Annotated in this window: 17 protein-coding genes; 6 read left to right on the top strand and 11 right to left on the bottom strand. The window is 30.7% G+C overall.

Features of this window, described 5'->3' with window-relative positions; genetic code table 11:
• Positions 1–49: 49 nt before the first annotated feature.
• Both ABNT65_RS03680 and ABNT65_RS03675 read left to right on the top strand, forming a co-directional pair.
• Positions 50–766 (top strand): YebC/PmpR family DNA-binding transcriptional regulator, encoded by a 717-nt coding sequence (locus ABNT65_RS03680; protein WP_348702876.1) that lies wholly within the window; start codon positions 50–52, stop codon positions 764–766.
• 130 nt (positions 767–896) lie between these two features.
• A complete protein-coding gene (locus ABNT65_RS03675; protein WP_348747199.1) occupies positions 897–2,303 on the top strand; it encodes a S41 family peptidase in 1,407 nt (468 codons plus the stop codon).
• Between the two features lie 132 nt (positions 2,304–2,435).
• Here ABNT65_RS03675 and ABNT65_RS03670 read toward each other — a convergent pair whose 3' ends face one another.
• Positions 2,436–3,053 carry an alpha-ketoglutarate-dependent dioxygenase AlkB family protein gene (locus ABNT65_RS03670; protein WP_348747198.1) on the bottom strand — a complete coding sequence of 206 codons (618 nt, stop codon included), beginning with the start codon at positions 3,051–3,053 and terminating at the stop codon, positions 2,436–2,438.
• Between the two features lie 553 nt (positions 3,054–3,606).
• Between ABNT65_RS03670 and dnaX the strand changes: the two genes are divergently transcribed.
• On the top strand, positions 3,607–5,325 hold the full coding sequence (dnaX, locus tag ABNT65_RS03665) for a DNA polymerase III subunit gamma/tau (RefSeq protein ID WP_348747197.1): 1,719 nt from the start codon (positions 3,607–3,609) through the stop codon (positions 5,323–5,325).
• Here the strand turns inward: dnaX and ABNT65_RS03660 are convergent.
• The 6 genes from ABNT65_RS03660 to ABNT65_RS03635 all read right to left on the bottom strand — a co-directional run bounded on the left by ABNT65_RS03660 (position 5,314) and on the right by ABNT65_RS03635 (position 14,383).
• The gene (locus tag ABNT65_RS03660; RefSeq protein ID WP_348702880.1) at positions 5,314–7,131 is read right to left on the bottom strand and encodes a cation:proton antiporter; all 1,818 of its coding nucleotides are present in this window, start codon (positions 7,129–7,131) and stop codon (positions 5,314–5,316) included. The two genes, dnaX and ABNT65_RS03660, sit on opposite strands and share 12 nt — an antisense overlap.
• Positions 7,132–7,486: 355 nt before the next feature.
• On the bottom strand, positions 7,487–9,844 hold the full coding sequence (pbpC, locus tag ABNT65_RS03655; protein WP_348747196.1) for a penicillin-binding protein 1C: 2,358 nt from the start codon (positions 9,842–9,844) through the stop codon (positions 7,487–7,489).
• 5 nt (positions 9,845–9,849) lie between these two features.
• The gene (locus tag ABNT65_RS03650; RefSeq protein WP_348747195.1) at positions 9,850–10,068 is read right to left on the bottom strand and encodes a hypothetical protein; all 219 of its coding nucleotides are present in this window, start codon (positions 10,066–10,068) and stop codon (positions 9,850–9,852) included.
• Positions 10,069–10,288: 220 nt separating this feature from the next.
• Positions 10,289–10,969, bottom strand: a complete 681-nt coding sequence (locus ABNT65_RS03645; RefSeq protein WP_348702883.1) for a hypothetical protein — start codon at positions 10,967–10,969, stop codon at positions 10,289–10,291.
• Between the two features lie 109 nt (positions 10,970–11,078).
• Positions 11,079–13,199: a T9SS type A sorting domain-containing protein gene (locus ABNT65_RS03640; protein ID WP_348702885.1), complete on the bottom strand. Its 2,121-nt coding sequence runs from the start codon at positions 13,197–13,199 to the stop codon at positions 11,079–11,081.
• Between the two features lie 56 nt (positions 13,200–13,255).
• On the bottom strand, positions 13,256–14,383 hold the full coding sequence (locus tag ABNT65_RS03635) for a metallophosphoesterase family protein (RefSeq protein ID WP_348702886.1): 1,128 nt from the start codon (positions 14,381–14,383) through the stop codon (positions 13,256–13,258).
• Positions 14,384–14,601: 218 nt separating this feature from the next.
• Between ABNT65_RS03635 and ABNT65_RS03630 the strand changes: the two genes are divergently transcribed.
• Genes ABNT65_RS03630 through ABNT65_RS03620 form a run of 3 tightly spaced genes read left to right on the top strand, consistent with a single transcriptional unit; the run spans position 14,602 to position 15,571 of the window.
• Positions 14,602–14,943 (top strand): hypothetical protein, encoded by a 342-nt coding sequence (locus tag ABNT65_RS03630; protein ID WP_348702887.1) that lies wholly within the window; start codon positions 14,602–14,604, stop codon positions 14,941–14,943.
• A gap of 6 nt (positions 14,944–14,949) precedes the next feature.
• Entirely contained in the window at positions 14,950–15,324 is a 375-nt protein-coding gene (locus tag ABNT65_RS03625; protein WP_348702889.1) for a hypothetical protein, read from the top strand.
• The gene (locus tag ABNT65_RS03620) at positions 15,314–15,571 is read left to right on the top strand and encodes a hypothetical protein (RefSeq protein ID WP_348702890.1); all 258 of its coding nucleotides are present in this window, start codon (positions 15,314–15,316) and stop codon (positions 15,569–15,571) included. Before ABNT65_RS03625 ends, ABNT65_RS03620 begins: the two co-directional genes overlap by 11 nt.
• 150 nt (positions 15,572–15,721) lie before the next feature.
• On the opposite strand, the gene ABNT65_RS03615 is transcribed toward ABNT65_RS03620, so the two are convergent.
• The 4 genes from ABNT65_RS03615 to ABNT65_RS03600 form a co-directional block, all read right to left on the bottom strand.
• Positions 15,722–15,895: a hypothetical protein gene (locus ABNT65_RS03615; protein WP_348702891.1), complete on the bottom strand. Its 174-nt coding sequence runs from the start codon at positions 15,893–15,895 to the stop codon at positions 15,722–15,724.
• A 185-nt stretch (positions 15,896–16,080) separates the two neighbouring features.
• Positions 16,081–16,257: a hypothetical protein gene (locus tag ABNT65_RS03610; RefSeq protein ID WP_348702892.1), complete on the bottom strand. Its 177-nt coding sequence runs from the start codon at positions 16,255–16,257 to the stop codon at positions 16,081–16,083.
• A gap of 178 nt (positions 16,258–16,435) precedes the next feature.
• Entirely contained in the window at positions 16,436–18,274 is a 1,839-nt protein-coding gene (locus tag ABNT65_RS03605; RefSeq protein WP_348747194.1) for a T9SS type A sorting domain-containing protein, read from the bottom strand.
• 243 nt (positions 18,275–18,517) lie between these two features.
• Positions 18,518–20,668, bottom strand: coding sequence for a hypothetical protein (locus ABNT65_RS03600; protein ID WP_348747193.1), 2,151 nt, complete (start codon positions 20,666–20,668; stop codon positions 18,518–18,520).
• Positions 20,669–20,803: the final 135 nt, after the last annotated feature.

Genomic DNA, 20,803 nt, shown 5'->3' with positions numbered 1-20,803 from the left:
TTTCCTGCAATAGTTACATTTGCAGGCACTAAAACATAATAATTTAGAAATGGGAAGAGCATTTGAATTTAGAAAGGCAAGAAAAATGAAGCGTTGGGCAGCAATGGCCAAAACCTTTACTCGTATTGGTAAAGACATTGTAATGGCTGTTAAAGAAGGTGGACCTAACCCTGAAAGTAATTCTCGTTTACGTGTAGTAATTCAAAATGCAAAGGCAGCTAACATGCCTAAAGACAATATTGCACGTGCTATTAAAAAAGCATCTGATAAAAATACTGAAAACTATAAAGAAGTATTATTTGAAGGATATGCACCACACGGTGTAGCGGTTTTAGTTGAAACAGCTACTAATAACAATAATAGAACGGTAGCCAATGTTAGAGCTGCTTTTAATAAATGTAACGGTAACTTAGGAACTTCAGGTTCTGTAGCGTTTATGTTTGACCATGTAGTAAACTTTAAAATTAACGAAGAAAGTTTAAACATGGATTTAGAAGAATTTGAATTAGAAGTGATTGAGTTTGAAGTTGAGGAAATTTTTAAAGATGAAGATGGTATTTTATTATACGCTCCGTTTGAACAATTTGGTTCTATTCAAAAATATTTAGAAGACAACAAAATTGAAATTGTTTCCTCTGAATTTGAAAGAATTCCTACTACTACTACTAAGTTATCTACTGAACAACAAGAAGAAGTTGAAAAACTATTAGAACGTTTAGAAGAAGATGATGATGTGAATCAAGTTTATCACTCAATGGAAATGTAAACAATGTACATTTTCCCAAAAAGCAAACCCATTATTTTTTAGATAATGGGTTTGCTTTTTTTAGTTACTTTAGCCATCAATTAATTGCTTTTGTTACGTACAATAATTAAAACTATATAATTCAAATATTATGAAGAAAAAGTTCTCTTTTTTAGTAGGTTTATTGTTGCTATCAAACCTATATGCTCAAACAAAACTCCCGAACTCAATATCTAGAACCGAAAAAATTTATGGATTGTCAAAATTTTGGAATGAGGTAAATTTTAATTTTGCTTATCTCAATAAAATAGACAAACAAAAATGGGATTCTGATTATAAAAAATTGATTGAAGAAGTACAGAATACAAAAAATGACTACGAGTATTACCTCCTATTACAAAAGTTTGCTGCAAGTTTAAAAGATGGGCATACTAGTATTGAATTTCCAAGTACTATCAGTACTTTTTTAATAAATGCTGAATTTGGAGCTACTAAATTTGTTCTAAAAAACATTGAAGGAAAAGCTATTATAACTCAGATAAACCAAAGTAAGAGAAAAAAACTTCCTCTTGGAACTGAAATTATTGAAGTTAACGGAATACCAACAAATCAATACCTTAATCAATTTATAAAACCTTATATTTCTTCTAATACTGAAAACCTATTAGATGCTTTAGCTGTTTCTTTTCTTTTTCATAAACCTAAGGGAACCACATTTAATGTAAGGTTTAAAACACCTAAAGGAAAAACATTTTTCCAAAAACTAACACTTATGCCCGCTACTGAAAAAGCAATGCATAAACGTAGTAATGATGAAGGTGTTTTTAGTTTTAAATGGCTTAAAAATCAAACTGCTTATGTTTCATTAAATAGTTTTGGTGATGGAAAAATCTATTCTTTATTTTTAGAAAAGTTACCAGAGATTAAAAAAGCTAAACAATTAATTATTGATTTAAGAAAGAATTTAGGAGGAAACTCTACCTATGCTCATGCTATTTTAAAACATTTAACTTATGACAATGAAATAAACACCGCTAAATCATTAATATTAGATTACAACCCTCTTTTTGAACATTACGGAGAATACTATAGCATTAAAGCTAAAGATACTTTGCAAGGAAGTGCTGAAAATAGAAAAATGCTAAGTAGAGCTTATTTAACCGCTAAAGACAGTTACTTTTATAAAATTCCTTTTCACACAATAGAAAATTCTATTCCAAAACAAGATCGTATTGTTATTCCAACTGCCATATTAACAAGTAATTTAACTGCATCCTCTGCTGAAGATTTTTTGGTAGCTACAGACAATCAAAAGCATATGATAAGAGTTGGGGAAGCCTCAGCTGGAACTACTGGAATGCCAATGTCTTTTATACTACCTGGTAATGGTTCTGCTAAAATCTGTATTAAAAAAGAAATCTATTCAGATGGAAGAGAGTTTGTAGGATATGGAATTCAACCCAACATAAAAGTAAAAACAACTTACAAAGACTACATAGAAAATAAAGATTCTGTTTTACTAGAAGCTATTAAACATTTAAACGAAAACAAGTTATAAGCAATTTTTATTCCCTTTACTACAGGTAAAGGGATTTTTTCTATAAGACATACTTTAAATCCCCTTATGTTTTTATAACTAGCTGAAAATTCTATAAAAAAACTCAACAACTATAATTAATTAGGTATATCTTCAACTTACCCCCTTCTCTATAGTTCTAAATGTTAAATTTACTCTTGCTCTATGAATTTTCTTTGTCGGTGGTAATCTATGTAACCAGAAGTCCTGGGTTTCATCTTTCATTACCAATAAAGAGCCATGCTGTAATACTAATGAAACCACTTCTTTTGTTTCTTTATGTTTAAATGCAAATTTTCTTTCTGCCCCCAAAGTTAAGGAAGCTATAGCTCCGTGTTTTTTTAAGTCTTTCTCTCCATCAGCATGCCAAGCCATTCCTTCTGAACCGTCATGGTATAAATTCAACAAACAAGAATTATAGGTTTCTTCTGTTTGTTTTTCTACTAATTTTTTTAATTCTAACAATTGCTCAGTAAAAGGCAATGCTACTTTGGTGGTATTGGAATAAGAATATTCAAAAGGGTGTGTAGCATACCAAGCTACTTTGCGTTTAGTTACCATTCGTTTTCCAAAAATAATAGCCTCATCATTACGCCATTCAATATTTTCTAATAAATGCTCATAAAACCAATTTGCTTTTTCTGAATTCAACACCAATCCATAATAAACTACGGTTCCATTTTTAGGCAATAAATTTTTAGGTGATGCTTCAAATTGAGAAAATAAGTCCATGACTAACTTTTTAATTTTAAATATATCGTTTTGTATATTGCTAAATTACTACTTTATCTTCTTATACAAATTACCTCTAAAATCTAAAAAATCTTAATTTTCAAAATATTTACTTTATACTTTTACAGCATAAAATTTATTTATTAAAAACATGAACTTACCTAATTTTACGTCGTAATTAAATAGGCAACATTTCCCTTAAAATTTTGCTATATCCCCTTGATCTAGCTTTTTTGAACTTTACCTTTTTATAACTTACCATTTACCCATTTATTACAATTAATATGTAGCTTTCTCCTGAGTTTAATTTCGTTAATAAAATTGAATTAGTTAACTATTTTAGCCACACCACTGCCATGTTTTAGGTGTGGCTTTTGTTTTTCTAAATTATAGTTGATAAATTGACTGATACCAAATCATGATAACTTTCATAGACAATATTCAATTGGTGTTACTTCTCACACTTGTTTACAACTTTATCATTATGGATTTAATTTTGTTTGTTTGTTTTTTTAGGGTTTTCTATTTTTGTTGACATAAATAATAGAAATTCATGGAGCATTTTATAGTATCAGCACGTAAATACCGTCCTCAAAATTTTGAAGATGTGGTGGGGCAACAAGCCATTACCAATACGTTAGAAAATGCTATAAAAAACAATCACTTAGCTCAAGCTCTATTATTTACAGGTCCTCGTGGTGTTGGTAAAACTTCTTGTGCTCGTATTTTAGCTAAGCGTATTAATCAAGAAGATGCTACGACAGACGATGAAGATTTTGCTTTCAATATTTTTGAATTGGATGCTGCCTCTAACAATTCCGTTGATGACATTCGTAATTTAACAGATCAGGTTAGAATACCTCCGCAAACGGGAAAATATAAAGTATATATTATTGATGAGGTGCATATGTTATCTCAAGCAGCTTTTAATGCTTTCTTAAAAACATTAGAGGAACCGCCAGCTCATGCTATTTTTATTTTAGCAACTACTGAAAAGCATAAAATTATACCAACTATTTTATCTCGTTGTCAAATTTTTGACTTTAAAAGAATTGGTGTTATTGATGCTAAAGAGTATTTAAAAACTATATGTGCTAAGGAAAATATTACTGCTGATGATGATGCGCTACATATTATAGCTCAAAAAGCAGATGGTGCCATGCGTGATGCACTTTCTATTTTTGACCGTGTAGTTAGTTTTTCTGGTAATAATTTAACTCGAGAGGCTGTAACACAAAACTTAAATGTGTTAGACTACGATGTTTATTTTCAAATGACAGATTTGTTATTAGAAAATAAGATTCCTGAAGTTTTAATGGCTTATAATAACGTACTATCTAAAGGTTTTGAGGGGCATCATTTCATTAATGGTTTAGCAAGTCATTTTAGAGATTTATTAGTTGCCAAAGATGGGGCTACTGTTGCTCTTTTAGAAGTTGGAGATACAACTAAAAAGAAATATTTAGAACAGGCTACTAAAGCTAGCATGCAGTTTTTAATTCCTGCTATTGATAAGGCGAACGAGTGTGATTTAAAATATAGGGGAAGTAAAAACCAACGATTGCTGGTAGAACTTACTTTAATGCAAATTGCCTCTATCACTTTTGATGGAGCAAAAAAAAAATCTAGCAACTACATAATCCCTGCTACTTTTTTTACGACTTTATCACCTGCTAAACCAAAAACATCTTCAAAACAAGTTAATGAAGTTGTACAACAAGCTGCTGCTGCTGTTTCTAAAAACATAAATGTAGCTTCTCAAGAAACTGGCAAAGAACCAGAAAAGAGTGAAAAACCTCTATTAAAAAACATTAAACGAAGAACTTCTGCTTTATCTTTAAAAAGCATTCATCAGAAAAAAGAATTTAAAGGTAGTACTGAAGAGGAAAACTATGACAACCACCCAAGAACTCCTTTTACTCAAGAGGATTTAAAAGATGCTTGGAAAAAGTATTATTTTAAATTGCAAGATATGGGAGAACGAAGTATTGCAGCTATTATAGCATCTGGAGAGCCTCAATTGCGTGAAAACTTTCAGGTTGCTTTTTCTTTACCTAATGATTTAATGAAAACGCAATTAGATAAAGGCAAGCCTAAATTACTGCGTTTTATCCGTGAAAAACTAAACAATTACGGTGTTCAAATTGTAATAACCGTTAATGCTACTGTTGAAAAGAAGTTTGCTTATACTCCTCAAGAAAAATATCAAAAATTAAAGGAAAAAAACCCTTTATTAGAAAAACTTAAAACTACCTTTGGTTTAGACCTCTAATTTTTTCCCCAAGTAAACAATACTACTTGTGCCATTAATTTGGGCGGCATCTACCTCAGGAATTACATCAATTGTTTCTTTAGTTTTGATAAAAAGAGGAATTGCTTTCTCTTCTTCATTAATTACGGCTAGTTTTTCTGTATATTCTTCTGTAGAATTAACTTTTACTTCATGTATTAAAGGATAATCTCTAGCGCTTTCATTAATACTTATATAATCGTCTTTTAATGTAAAAAGCATATCCTCATTCTCTGATTCGTTATCTTTCACTTCATTTAACGTAGCTAACCTATAATTCCCTCTTTCTCCATAAATACCAGAAAATTGGTTAATGGCATATTTATTTACTTCATCACTACCTGTCATCGCTATTAAATAACCAACATCATTTAGCTCTACTCGTTCATCCAAACTATCATTATAAATATCAATATCAAAAGCCTCAATTCCTAAGCCTCTAGCTTCTTCAATATAACTTTTGTTTTGATCCAATAGTACAACTCTTCTTCCATTATCTTTTAAATATTTAGCAATTACTCTAGCCGCATCTGCAGCACCAATAATTACTATCGCTTCTGAGCTCTTTAAAAATACGCCTATCAGTTTTGCAAACATTCTAGCTGTTGTAGCATTTAATAGTACCGTACCTAGTACAATCATAAACACTAATGGTGTAATGTATTCTGCTCCTACAACGCCTTGTTTCATTAGTTTTGTTCCAAAAAGAGAAGCAATACCTGCCGCAACAATACCTCTTGGGCCAACCCAACTTATAAATAGTTTCTCATTTAATTTTAATGTTGAATTATAAGTACTTAAATACACAGCTAATGGTCTAACTATAAATACTACGGCTAAGAATACATAAACAGCGTTCCAATTGAATACCAATTGTAATTGATCCATATTCATATTAGCTGCTAATAAAATAAACAGAATAGATATTAATAATACGGATAGTGATTCTTTGAAGTATAATAATTCATCAAAACTTTTAAGTTTACTATTTGCTATTACCATTCCCATTACTACCACCGATAATAATCCCGATTCATGTGCAAATAAATCTGACAATACAAATACAAACAGTACAAAAGATAATGATACTACGTTTAATAAATAATGTGGTACTAGCTTTTTGTTTATAATAGCTATTAAAGCATGTGCAAAGGTAAACCCGAATGTTAATCCGAATAATACGATTTTACCAAATTCCATTAAAGCAGTAATTGTAAAGCCGCTTCCACCTCCAACGCTTATAAACTCAAATACTAATACAGCGGCAAGTGCTCCAATTGGATCTATTAAAATTCCCTCCCATTTTAATACGGCTGCTACATCTTTCTTTAAAGGAATATTTCTTAGAATAGGTGATATTACCGTTGGTCCAGTTACAATAATTAAAGCTGAAAAAAGCATTGATATTTCCCACCCTAAATCAAAAGCATATCTTGCTACTATTGCAGATATAAAAAAGGTAACTGCTGACCCTAAAGTTATTAGTTTAGTAATCACTGGACCTACATTTGCTATTTCACTTTTTCGTAAGGTTAATCCTCCTTCAAAAAGAATAATACTAATGGCTAAGGATACAAAGTAAAAAAGACCATCACCTGGGAACAATCCTTTTTTACCGTTCCATATAGGTTCAATCCATTTGCTCCCATCTGCACTAAAAAACTCCGCAGCTACAGGTCCTACAAATAAACCAATTAGAATTAAAGGTAAAATAGCTGGGATTTTAAACTTCCATGCAACCCACTGCGCTAAAATTCCTAAAATTATAATACCTGCTAATTCAACCATATATGTATTTTTTAAATCTATTAGTTTGGTTATAGTCCTACTTTTTAAAAGTATTACTATTAAAAACTCCAAATTTAGCATTTTGATTCACAAAAATGCCTACAGTTTTTTATTTTTTGTGTAAGAAAAATAACATTTTATTGTAATATTAATCTTAACAGCAAAGATATACCAATTAAACATTAAAATGTCTCATATAAATTCTTTCTTTTTAGTTTGTTTCTCGTTTTAAAAAAGCAATCATAACTATTGTTATACTTCCTTTTACAGCCAAAAACAATTCTAAATTTTAATCTATATTACTAATAAAATCTTAAAAATTATAGGTTTACTATACAGCTTGAAGTACTTATTATTATTTAAACTCTATTACTCTAACTTTTTCATTACCAAAACCATCTATAGCTGTAATTTTATAAATACCAGTAGCAGGAGCTATTTCTTGTTCATGGTATTGTTCAGTAATCCCTATAAATTCATTGTTTAAATACCAATATATTTTAGCTTCAGGATTGGTATGTGTTATTTTTAACAGTACAGTATTAACTTGACCTGTGTTATCTTTGGTTAACGATAATGTAGATCGGTATTTTGTTGGAAATACAAAATCCATAACATTTGCATCCATTTTTCCACACCCATTTTTAAAATTAGGAAGATCTTTATAAACAGCATTCTTTTGTTTATAATAATACGCCATTAATGGAGGCAATACAAACCATGTTTGTTTTTTTATATTATTAATTGACTCACAATTAGTGTTTACTCTATACTTTTCAGAAGTATCTACTGTTATTTGTTGATGATAACTGCACGATTTTCCTCTAACGCCATTTTTAGGAATTCTTTTTAACTCACTACTACATATTGGTAATGCTAAACATCCGCTTTCTTTGCAAATATTTTCCTCTATCATATCCTCATAAGGTTCTAAAAACCAGTTAGACTTAGGTAACAAACTAAACACATCAAACATTACTGGAGCGGCACTTCCTACACCAGTAACATCTGGCCTTCCCTCTCCATCAGAATTTCCAACCCAAACACCTACTACATATTTTGGAGTAACTCCAATAGCCCAAGCATCTTTATTTCCAAAACTGGTTCCTGTTTTCCAAGCTATTTTCTGCGAAGAATCAAAATATTTCCATGCTTGATCTGAAAAAGGTCTGTTTACTTCTGTTAAAGTATTTAATGTGGTATATACGGAACCTGCATCTATAACAAAATGCTCCTTTTTTATTTTTCCAAAATCAGTTTTCTCGCTTTTTTTATAACTTGGTTCTATAAATTCTTTGGAATAATATTTATGTTTCAGAATTTCATAATGATTTACCAAACCTGCATATCCTGCAAAGGTTTTACATAAATCCCACAAACTAGCTTCAGCACCTCCTAATATTAGGGATAAACCATAATGTCCTGCCGATTTGTTTATATGCTTTATTTTATACTCTTCTAAGTCTGTTCTAAAACGTTCCAAACCGTAACTTTGTAAAGCTCTAACTGCTGGAATGTTTAGAGACCTTGTTAAGGCTTCATTAGCCGCTACTGCTCCATCAAAAGATAAATCGAAGTTTTTAGGACGGTAACCAGCAATTTCTGTTGGTGTATCTGCTACTAGTTCAGTAGGTAATAATTCGCCTGATTGTAGCATATGCGCATATAACAACGGTTTTAAAGTACTTCCAGTACTTCTTGGTGAAACTATATTATTTACGTCTTTTTGGTGTTGTTTATTAGTAGGTGTATTTCCTACATAACTCATCACTTTTCTAGTATTTACATCCAAAACTAACACAGCCATGTTATACACTTCATTTTGTTTTTGATGCTCATAATATTGTTTTACTACTGAATTTACTTGTTTTTGTATATGAATATCAATGGAACTTTGAATTCTTTGTCCCTTATTATTTAGCGTCACTTCTTGTACAAAATGTGGCGCAATAGTTGGCAATGGATACGGCTTTTGTGGTAGGTCTTCTTCAATAGCTAATTCGTAGGTAATTTTATCTATTATGTTTTCTTTATAAAGCTTTTTTAATAATCTGTTTCTTTTGTTTTTTAATTTTACTTGATTCTTCCCTGGATAAATTAAAGAAGGTGCATTGGGTAAAACAGCCAACGTAGCGCTTTCTGCCCAAGATAACTGATGTGGCTGCAAACCAAAATAACGCCATGAAGCCATTTCTAAACCTACTACATTGCCTCCAAAAGGAGCATGAGATGCATATAGTTTTAATATCTGTTTTTTTGAATATCTAAACTCTAAACGCGTAGCTAATACTAATTCTACTAACTTTTCACCATATGATCTTTTTCTGTTTTTTCTAGCTAATCGAATTACTTGCTGAGTTAAAGTACTTCCTCCTCTTACTACTTTTTTTGCTTTTATATTTTCTTTTAATGCTTTGGCTATAGAAATTGGATTGAATCCGAAATGTTTATAAAAATGAGCATCTTCAAATTGTAAAATACAGTGTTCAAATTTAGTTGGAACTGAATCTAACTCAGGAAACCGCCATTGACCATCTTCTGCTATTGCAGCTCCTAACAATTCATTATTACTAGCTGTAACCACTGTGGACGTTGGGTCTATAAAAAGTTTTTTAGGTAATGAAAAGTAATAAGTAACTATGAGTATGCTTATTACAATAAGCTTAATTTTCTTCTTGTTAGTTTTTTTTTGTAGCTGTTTTTTTAATTTCATTAGCATTATTCTCTAGTTTTTTTCTTTTCTTCTTTATAAATTTCTCTCAAATTCATTATTCCCATTATTACCAACATCATTACCGTTTCCATTTTATCTTTTAACCACATTTTATATAGTAAAACTCCAACAAACATTGATATCACTGGAGTTATAAATTTTCCAACGATTCTTAAATAGAACTTTAGTTTACTAGGAATTCTTATTTCAATCTTAAAAAGCAATAATAATAGTGATTTAAAAATAAAACGAAAAAGATGTATCAGAATGAAAATGTCAACTACAAAATAAACGAAAGACCTTTCAAATCCATCATTTTTTAATACAAAAAAAAGAAATTTAGCTATATAAAAAACTACAATAAGTAACAATAAAGGCCTTATTATTCTACCCCAAAATGCTATTAAAAACTCTTTTCTATTCATATCTATTTTGTAAATTACATCACTGTATAAGTAGTTTTCCCACTATTATATAATCTATAGCATGCTCAATTGCCCTCATTTTAGCTTTATTTAAAGTATCTTTAAAGTTAAACAAGAATACCGACTTTTCTCCAACAGAAACAAACTCTATTATCTTTTTTCTTGTGATTAAATCATACACAGCTACTTTAGCATTCACAATACAATACTCTGTTGTAGTTTGTCTACCTCCCGCAAAAGTACCATTAGGTCCCATAGCAGGAGCATGATGAAAGGTTTCTATTCTATTTGTAATTTCAAAATCTGAAAAGTTGATTAAATAATCTCCTTTTACTTTATTAAATAATGAATCTATTTTTTGTTGATTCTCTTCAAGTTTACTTTCATCTAAAACTTTCCATTTGTTTACTTCATTAGTTGTCACAGAAGCAAAAGTTCTTTTTTTATTCGCTATATTTAGAAAGTCTAACGTGAAAGTACTTGCAAAATCTGATTTCTTTGTATAATTTTTTTTGAATGTTTTATTGAAATTGTTAACCCTTATATCATCTTCTACAGATATAATAACATGTTTTTCTTTAGGTTTATCTATCTTTTGTAATATGCTTGTTTCACTAATATAACTTCTTGTTGCTATACAAGAGGTGAATAATTGAGTGCTTACAATTACTAATAATAAAAGGGAAAGTAGTTTTTTCATAATTAAATCTTTTCTGTTTCAACAAATTAGTTGGCAAATATAAAAAAAGTGCTATCAAAACAGATAACACTTTTACTCAAAAAATTTATAGTTTTTTTAAACCATTATACTAGTCAACCAGTATTTTTATTGTTTGTTCCTTTAAAGCTGTTTTAACTTTTACCATATATACACCAGCTGTTAATCCTGTAGCTTTTAATGTATTTTCATTTTCAGCCGTTGCTACTTCTTGCCCTACTAAATTAAATACACTTATTTTAAATGTTTCTTCACTTATACCTTTTACTACTAGATTAGCTTCCGATTGATAAACTTTTATGTCCTCATTATTTATATCATCAATATTTAAAATACTTGACTTTGTATGTAAATAAAAACGCCCATAACCGTTAACTGCCTCTCCAAAGTTCACTGTATACGTATTTCCTTTATCAAACTTTGTAAATGTATTTGTTTCTTTATCTTCAAGAAATATTGCTACATACTCAGGTATGTTTTTCAATTTTACTGAAAATGTTACTTTTTCTCCCTTTTTAGCTTGTAATCCTATTGGTAATATAGTACTTCCTATTTCGGAAGTTGGTAACGATTGTATTGTAAGATCTTTATTATTACCGTTTTTTAGTGGTTGTGTATAAACATCTAATTCAATTGCTGGGTAATTTTCCAAATCATATCCTTTATCAATTCCTTTGGTACCACTTTCAAGATAATTGATTTGGGTATTCACTTTCTGCTTTTTATTACTTAAAAAAAGTTGAATTTGAGCAACATCTAATGTTTTTTGTCTTTGAAAAACAGTGCCAGTTGCACCTTGAGTACTTCTCTGTGCTTCATTAAAAATCATTTGAGTAATTCCTGTTTTTACTTTCACAAAAAATCCTTGTCCTGGTGGAATTCCTTTTTCTGAGCTTACTAAAGAATGTGCTACGTACTTACTTTGTGCATTATCCCAGATGTACACTCCTGCATTAGCAGGATCAAAGTTATTAATATTATCATTTATAAAATTTGAATCTGCGTTTTGATTTACAGGTAAAAATGCTGTGTATGGGTTTCCTACTGCATTCCATTCTGATTCCGCTACACCTGCATTTACGCTTGTAGTATTAAGCGTTCCTGTAAATGTAACACTTCCATCTGTAGCTCTAGAAATTGCGTAACTTTTTCCTGCTTCAAATGTTATAGTATTCGAAGCTAAATCATCTACTGTATAATATGTCCATTTAGAACCTTCTGTATTCGTATCATTATAATATCCTACAGCATATCTATTAGGCGTAACTGTATTGTTTATACGGATGTTATTATTGGTATCTTCTACGAAGTCTTTAATACTTTGTCCTACTACTGGAGACGATACAATACTCCATTGATTCGCTTTTAAACCTCCTCTTTCATAAGTTATTTGAGCATTAGATGTTCCTTTTACTACTAAAACTCCACTATTAGTAGTAGTTGAACTAATGGTTATTCCGTTTTCTACTTCCAAATTTCCATTAACGATGACACCTCCATCAGCAGGAATTGTATACGCACTAGAAGCTGCTATTATTAAATTTTGTACCTCAACATTAGTACCACTTGCTATTGCTGGAATATTAGTAACATTAGGTATGTATACATCATCTGAGCTAGTAGGTACTTGATTGTTATTCCAATTACTCGCTAAAGACCAATCTGTACTTCCATTGTCTTGCCATATTAATGTAGTTGGCGTTATTGAGGCAGGTTTAGTATGAATGTAAAATCTACCTATTCCGTTAGCACTTGCAGTTAAAGTAATTTCATACGTATTTATAGCATCAATTTTAACGTACGTCCCTGCAGTTTTATCTTCTAAATACACCTCTATTCCTGTAGGTAAGTTACTAAATGTTGCTGAAAAAGTTACTGTTTTACCTGAAGCTGCTGTTAAACCTAACGGTATTACCATACTCTCATAGTTATTGGTTGGTAATGATTGGATTGTATAGTCATCTCCTGTTGACCCTTCTAATAAATGTGTATAAATATCAAAAGCAGCTCCTCCAAAATTCCCTACATCAAACCCAGGGTCTAAGCCTAAAGTTACGTTATTGAAGTATTTAATTTGAGTAACTACTGTTATCCCATCCGAACTAGCATTAATATCTATGCTAGGATTGGCATGCATTTTTTGAGAAGTAAAAGCTATTAATAAAGTTGTGAAAAATAACTTTACAATAAATAGTGTATTTTTTTTGTGCATATTTTTGAGTTTGTATTATAGTTTATATTATCTGTACAGTTATCATTACAATCACCCTATTTTTTATTTTGATAAGGATTTGCATTCGCTGACCATGATAAAATTGTTTCATCTCTCACAGTTGAAGGATTATTAGGTACTGCTTTGTAATATGGATTTCCTACATCATAGCCCATAGCTGTTAACTTTACGTTGCCAGATACTAAAATATCAATTTTAGAATACCCAAAAAAAGTTGCTTCGCCAGGGCTTCCACTATTCCCTGCAATAATTTGGTAAGTTCCTTTATTATCTGGTTGCATGCGTTGATAATCATGCACATGAGCAGATAACATAGCAACTACTTTATTCTCTTTTAACTTAGGCCATAAAACTGGCCCTTCTGGAATACCTTTATGTCCTGTTTCTGGTTTACCACTTACATAATATGGTTTATGGCCTAAAACAAAAACATGGTCTATTGCTGGGTTATTTTTATAAGCTGTTACTTTATCAATAATCCATTGCGTAGGTATTTGTCCTTCTAAACCGTATGGGTTCTCTTTAGTAGGCGCATTATACGTATCTGTGTTCATCAATACAAAACCAATGTTTTTACGCTTAAAAGCAAATGTCATTTGATTGTTAATACTATCATTTCCTTTAATATAATCTCTATCTTGAGGCATATACTTTGCCATATGCTTCATCCAAATTTGAGTAGCTCCTTTTAAAGGCCATTCATCATGCTTAGGTATATTATAATCATGCCAATATAACATCTCATGGTTACCTGGTATTGCCACCATTTCTATTCCTGCCTTACTTATTGGGCTAAACTTTGTATTATTATAGAGCTCATTCCATGCTATTAATTGATTTTCTAAATTCTCTGTAGTTGATTCAGCTAATACCATATCACCTAAAAAGAAAAATAAATCAGGCTTTCTTTCTAAAGAAGATACTTCAGTCCAAATTCGTTTCATTGCAGATAAATTAGCTGTGGAAGCGTTTGTTGCTGTAGTATCGCCTACTTGATGTCTATCTACCCTATTACATCCTAAAAAAACAAAGCTATACAAAATAGAATCCTGTTTTTTAAGTATTTTCTCTTTCTTATTTAGTTTTTTAGGTTTTTTCTTTTTGCTTGTACTACAACTTATAGTACTCAACGCTAACATTAGGATTAAAATATTGATTTTCATATGTTGGGCTTGGTTGGTTAGGTTTCAAATATAAATAGTTATTATTAAAAACAATTAGAATGGAAACTATACTCAAGATATACATATTACATAACAAAAACTAGTTTTTTTTATTAAATAGGCAACTACATCCTTTCAGTTTTTATTAAATTTTATTTATCCTCATTATTTTTTTTTAGAATAGAATTTATTAACTTTGAGTAACCCCGAAATCTAAAATGTTGGAACTACAAGAATTACTTAACGAAACTAATTCGAAGGCTGTTTACCTTATTAATAAAAAAGGTGAAATCATAGACTCCTTTGTTAAATCAGGAATTTTAAAAGATATTGAAAATGAAACCATTGTTTTTGGAAGTACTATTTTTAATATGTCCGATCATTTTTTTGAAAATTATATTAATTCTGAACTAAAAGAAATTATTTTAAAAAGTACCGATATGTTTTTCTTATTAATTAAACATATGGGTAGTGTTTTATGTTTTGTATCAGATAAAAACATTAATGTTCGACTTTTAGAGCTGGTGTTACAAAAGAAATCTGAACTAACCACAAATTAAATATACATGAAACAAGTTTTAGACGATTTAGTAAAAAATGTAAAAGAGAATATTCCTGCATACATTGGTATTAGTGTTACTGATATGAGCACTGGTGAGGCATTAATTTCTCATTCAGTAAGTGAAAGTTTTGATCCTGCTTTGGCTTCTGCTTATAATGTAGAAATAATAAATGCCAAGCGTAGAGCTATAGCTGCTTTGGGCTTAAATGACAACCTTATAGACATCCATTTTAAATTGGAATCACAAGTGCATATTATAAACATAGCACCTAATGGTGAGTATTTTGTTTATCTGGCACTTGATGGAGAAAATGCTAATCTAGCACTTGCCCGAACACTTTTAAATAAATATAAAGTAGAGTTAAACAGTGTATTATAAAATATCCTTTCATAATAGAAAACTAGACAAAGACTTTACACAGTTTATTAGTGATTATCAGAATATATATACTAAAGTGTTTGTTTCTAGAAATGTTGAATTTACTGTAACCAATGATATTAGTAATAAAGAACATTCGATCTTAGAAAGCCTAAAAAATACAGTATCTGATTTTTTATTTTCAGAAAAATACGATAATGCCTTAGATGTTTTTAGGTTTAAAGCTAAAGGTGACCACGTATTTTAACTCGAAAAATAAATTTCACCTTCATATTAAAAGCCATGAAAATATACATGGCTATAGAAAAGTAAAAAGAGAGCCTACCACCATAGAACTCTCTTTTTGTTTACTAAAAAATCCCTTCAATAAGTTTTCTTAGTTTATTACTTTAAATTATTATGCGTTTTCTATTCCAATAATCATCATTTTGTATCCATTAAAGGCTTTTTCTAATTTTACTTTTTTTAACCAATAAAACTCTCCTTTATGTATAATTGGTAGTAATAAAAACTTTTTCTTCTTTCTTCTTACACTGAATTTTTTTCTTCCTTGAAGCTTTAGTTTCGTCATACTCTTTAAATTTAAATATTATATCATTTTTTCCTTACTAACAAAATTAAATTTCTAAATTTTATACTCTTATCTTTTCTATATACACGTTCTATTTTTAAGGATTAGCGTTAGTAAAAAGAGCACAAGTATCCCCCCTTTTTGTTCAACTTGTGCTACTATATAGCATAGGTTATAAATATGCTCTAAAATCCTTCTCCTGGTGCTTCAGGGCTTTGTGCCTGCGCTTTTTTAGGGTTTAATAATAAATAAGTTCCTAAGGCTGTTAATGCTGTGTATTTACCATAGTTTCCTATTTTTTTTAACGCTTCTTTTCTTGAGATTTCTTTCTTATTTACGTTGTTACCTTTTATTGTATTCATTTGTAGTTTTTATTTAGGCTTTATACTGTTAGTACAGGAAACTATTTGATTACCCTATTTTTTTTTATAAAAAAATCACAACAGCCCATAAACACAATGATAATCAACCTTATAAATAATTTATTTTTTAGCATTACTTCAAAGAATGTAATACTCAGTAAGATTAGTTTTAGGTAATTTATTTAATAATTACTTTTTTACTATGACTTCTTTGTTTAGAAGTTACTTTTACAACATAAACTCCAGTACTTAATTCATTTAATAAAATTGAATTCTTACCTTTTCCTACCAAACTTTTATCAACTACTTTTCCTCCAAGTGAATTGTATATGCTTAGTGTAAATGTTTCATCATGTATTCCCTCTACCATCAAATTTTTATTTGAAACGGTATATACTTTCATTTCTGTATTATTTGCAATTATAGTATTATCAGTTGTTAGTGTTGTTCCTTTAACATGTAAATAAAAACGTCCGGTTCCCTTTACATCTTCATTAAATACTATTGAGTGTTTAGTATTGTTTGTTAATTTAGTTTTTGTTTGCAATACATTGTCTTCTAAAAACACTTCCATTCCATCTCCTAAGTTTTCTGTACTCACAGTAATGGTTACTTCTTTTTTAGCTTTAGAAGTAATTCCTAACGGAATTACCATTGCTTCTTTTGTATTAGGTAATGATTGTATTGTAAACTGTTCCTCAGAATCACCAGAAACTAATTGAGTATAAATATCAAATTCAGCACCTTCAAAGTTACCTAGATCATAACCAGAGTCTAAGCCATTTGTGGCTTTTGGTAGATATTTTATGTGTGTATTAACAGAAATACCATCTTGACTTGCTGTTATTTGAATACCTGCCGTTACTTTTTTCCTTGAAAATACACCTGCATTGCTAGCGTCTGATAAACGCTGTGCTTCTTTAAAATTAACAGTTGAAACTCCCTCTGTTGTTCTTATAAAAAAGCCTTGCCCTACTGCTAGAGAAATTGGATTCCCTACTAAGGTTTGTGGTATGTATTTATTTTGATTTACATCCCAAATATATACACCTACATTAGCTGGATTGAACTTATTTATGTTTTCTTGGATAAAGTTTACCCCTGCATTGTTATTTACTGGCATGTAAGCGGTATAGGGGTTCCCTAAAGAATTCCACTGTCCCGCTTGTACTGCAACGGATACATCAGTAGTTTCAATAGTTCCTGTAAAATATACACTGCCATCCGTTGCTCTTGATATAATATACCCTTTCCCTTTTTCAAAGGTTAATGTATTAGTTTGAATATCATCTGCTGTGTAATACGTCCATTTAGAACCTGTAGCTTTTGCATCATCATAATATGCTACCGCATAACGATTAGGGGTTACCGTTGGATTTACTCGAATTCCGTTGGCTGGATTCTCTATAAACTCTTTAATACTTTGTCCTGAAACTGGTGCCGTAATAATACTCCATTTATTTGCTAATAAGCCAGTTCGTTCATAACTAATCATTCCATTAGCTCTTCCTTTAACTATTAAAGTCCCGCTTGTATTGGTAGATGACCCTATGTTAATCGTTTCATTAGTTTCCAAATTTCCATTAACTAGTACAGCTCCATTATCTGAAATATCAAAAGAAGCTGAAGTTCCTACTGTCAAATCATTCATTTCAGCAGTTACCCCTGAACTTATTATTGGTGAATTTGGTGTATTGGGTATTACTACATCATTGGGTGTTTCTGGTACTGAATTAGTACTCCAATTGGTAATCTCTGTCCAAAATGAATTGGTGCTACCATCCCAAGAAACTGTATTTACATCATAAACAGTAGTTTGTTGAAAGCCTTGATTTAAGGTAGTTTCACTATTATTAATATCAGTAATTACTAATTCTCCAATGGTAACATCCATAGTCGTAGTTCCGTTTGTAATGGTATTTCCACCACTAGCTACTACACTGCTGCTTATTGTTTGAGAAATTAATGACCAATTAAACCCCAAAAGAACTGCTATATAAATTAGTTTTATCTTCATTTTTTTATTTAAAATTTAGTATAAGTAACTTATAGATTACCCAGTACAATATTTATTTCGTATATATCTCATTTAAAACATCTATCATATTTAACATAGAGCGACTCCGAAAACATCCCTACACCATACGCTTCACTTTAAAAAACTTCTCAATACCCTATAATAAACATTTAGTAAAAAAGCTTTATGTATCTTGGAATACTACATCTTTTTAACAAAGTTGTTAATGCTTACAACTATAGACTAATCAATACTAAACGTAATACCGTCTAATGAAACCCAATTTTGACTCACATTAAAGCCTGAAGCAACTACAACTGTTCCCGATGGATTAACATCTACTCGAATTGATCCATTTTCAGTTTGAACAGAAAAAACTCTAGTTTTTTGCGGTCTGAATCCTACTGGCAAAGTCATAATTACATCTGCATTATTTATAGCAACATTCTTTCTTACCATTCCTTCTAAATACACAACATTATCATTTAATCTATATCTAGGATCTTGAAAACTAGTTATACTAAAAGCTGTATTATAATTTTCCCATCCACCACCAGTATTTAATGTTACTGCAGTATATGCCTCTACCACAGGAGCAGGAATATTTGTCCAACTAGCATTTCCAGAACCATCTGTAATCATTACTTGATTTGCAGCTCCATCTTGGATTGGTAAGGTATATGAAGCTCCTGAACCTTGATTATCTCCATCAATAGTTAATGAACCCTTTAAAGTAGTGTTTCCGTTTTTTAACATTACTAAAGCATTACTTGGAGTTGACAAGGTTCCATTACCAATAACTAAAAGAGGATCTGTACTTATAAACATATGATTACTAGCTGCAATTGGTACATTATTAATACCTAATGTTATCTGAGAGCGTGAACTTGTTGAAACATTATCTCCAATTGCAATTGAAGCTACTCCAGATGCTACATTTGACCCTCCAATTGCTATTGTTCCTAATGCTGTTGCTTTATTGCTTGAACCAATTGTAACAGAATTATCTCCAGAAGCAGTATGATATCGTCCTAACGCTATAGATTCATCTCCACTGGCAATACTCCCTACACCTGCAGCAAAAGATGCAAATCCAACATTAGTATCATTCCATTGGTTTGCTGTTTCTCCTTCTTCTAAATCATCAGGAGTTACCCCAACACGAAAAGCCGCTTTACTTTTATCGAAAAACATACGATTGTCATCATCATTAGTTGTTCCATTGTTTGCTAACTGATTACTACCAAATACAAAGTCATCAGCTCCTATATTTCCAGAATTATTACTTGTTACATTAGTAGTTGTAGAAAAAGCTCCATTTGAACCTACATCTGTCCAACTAACATTTCCTGCTCCGTCTGTGGTCATGATTTGACTCGCACTTCCATCTTGTGCTGGTAAAGTATAAGAAGTTCCTGCTCCTTGATTATCTCCATCAATGGTTAATTGTCCATTTATAGCTGTATTTCCATTCTTACGAATTACCAAAGCATCACTTTTATTATCGAATGTTCCGTTCCCTATCACAAATAGTCTATCTTCAGGATATCTTAAAGTATTACTATTTGCTTGTGATCCAGAATCTGGAGTATTATTATGTCCTAATGTAATTTGACTTCTAGTCTCTGAAGTTAAATGTTCTCCATGTGCAAAGGCATAATTACCTGTTACCAAATTCTGATCGCCAAAAGCAACTCCATTTGAGGCTCTAACTGTTAAAGATGATCCTGCGGCAAACCCATTGAACCCATCAGTAACTATATTTTGATATCCAAAAGCAGCAGACCCTATTCCTAAATTTGCTTCATCCCATGAAGAATCATTAGATGTTCCTGCTCTAAAAGCTCCTTTACTTTTATCAAAAAAGAACCTTCTATCATCATCATTTGTACTATTATTACTTGCTAATTGCATACTTCCAAATACAAAATCATCTGTAGCTATACTGCCATTAGCATTACTTGTAATATTATTTGTTGTAGAAAATACTTTATCTCCGCTAGTTTCCGCATAACTTGCATACGGAACTCCTTGTAGTTTTGAACTTCCTAAAACAGTATAGGTTGTTCCTCCAGAAATATCTACTGCTACTTCTAACCAATGATTTTGAGTAGACCAATTGATTACTGAAAAGTTACCAGATAATACGGTTCCTGTTCCTACTGAAATATTAATTACTCCATATTCGTTAGTAGTTACTGAATGGGTTTCTTGAAATACATTACTTCCAGTTGCACTACCTTGTAATATTCTAAATTGTATACCTACAAATTTATTTTTTAAAACCTGACCATTAGCATCTCTTAAAACTCCTTGATAATTGAACGATTGTCCAAAAATTTGAATGGTTACCAATAGTAGTATAAAAAAGCTTAATGTTTTTATTTTATTCATGATGATTATCTTTTCTAATTGTTGTACAGGTTACTTTTGAAATACCCTATAAAAAATGAGCCAAGAATAAATACATCTTGGCTCAACATTAAAAAAATCCTTTTATTTAAAATCCTTCTCCCGGAGCTTCGGGGC

The organism is Tenacibaculum sp. 190524A02b (assembly GCF_964036645.1).
Taxonomy (GTDB): Bacteria; Bacteroidota; Bacteroidia; order Flavobacteriales; family Flavobacteriaceae; genus Polaribacter; species Polaribacter vairaonense.
This window is presented reverse-complemented; position numbering and strand designations above follow the sequence as displayed.

Bases quoted from the DNA above. Each gene is read 5' to 3' on its own strand.
- pbpC (WP_348747196.1), bottom strand. From the start codon at position 9,844: ATGAAATTAAAAAAACAGCTACAAAAAAAAACTAACAAGAAGAAAATT.
- ABNT65_RS03640 (WP_348702885.1), bottom strand. From the start codon at position 13,199: ATGCACAAAAAAAATACACTATTTATTGTAAAGTTATTTTTCACAACT.
- ABNT65_RS03625 (WP_348702889.1), top strand. From the start codon at position 14,950: ATGAAACAAGTTTTAGACGATTTAGTAAAAAATGTAAAAGAGAATATT.
- ABNT65_RS03630 (WP_348702887.1), top strand. From the start codon at position 14,602: ATGTTGGAACTACAAGAATTACTTAACGAAACTAATTCGAAGGCTGTT.
- ABNT65_RS03635 (WP_348702886.1), bottom strand. From the start codon at position 14,383: ATGAAAATCAATATTTTAATCCTAATGTTAGCGTTGAGTACTATAAGT.
- ABNT65_RS03675 (WP_348747199.1), top strand. From the start codon at position 897: ATGAAGAAAAAGTTCTCTTTTTTAGTAGGTTTATTGTTGCTATCAAAC.
- ABNT65_RS03645 (WP_348702883.1), bottom strand. From the start codon at position 10,969: ATGAAAAAACTACTTTCCCTTTTATTATTAGTAATTGTAAGCACTCAA.
- ABNT65_RS03605 (WP_348747194.1), bottom strand. From the start codon at position 18,274: ATGAAGATAAAACTAATTTATATAGCAGTTCTTTTGGGGTTTAATTGG.
- ABNT65_RS03615 (WP_348702891.1), bottom strand. From the start codon at position 15,895: ATGACGAAACTAAAGCTTCAAGGAAGAAAAAAATTCAGTGTAAGAAGA.
- ABNT65_RS03600 (WP_348747193.1), bottom strand. From the start codon at position 20,668: ATGAATAAAATAAAAACATTAAGCTTTTTTATACTACTATTGGTAACC.
- ABNT65_RS03610 (WP_348702892.1), bottom strand. From the start codon at position 16,257: ATGAATACAATAAAAGGTAACAACGTAAATAAGAAAGAAATCTCAAGA.
- ABNT65_RS03680 (WP_348702876.1), top strand. From the start codon at position 50: ATGGGAAGAGCATTTGAATTTAGAAAGGCAAGAAAAATGAAGCGTTGG.
- ABNT65_RS03660 (WP_348702880.1), bottom strand. From the start codon at position 7,131: ATGGTTGAATTAGCAGGTATTATAATTTTAGGAATTTTAGCGCAGTGG.
- ABNT65_RS03670 (WP_348747198.1), bottom strand. From the start codon at position 3,053: ATGGACTTATTTTCTCAATTTGAAGCATCACCTAAAAATTTATTGCCT.
- dnaX (WP_348747197.1), top strand. From the start codon at position 3,607: ATGGAGCATTTTATAGTATCAGCACGTAAATACCGTCCTCAAAATTTT.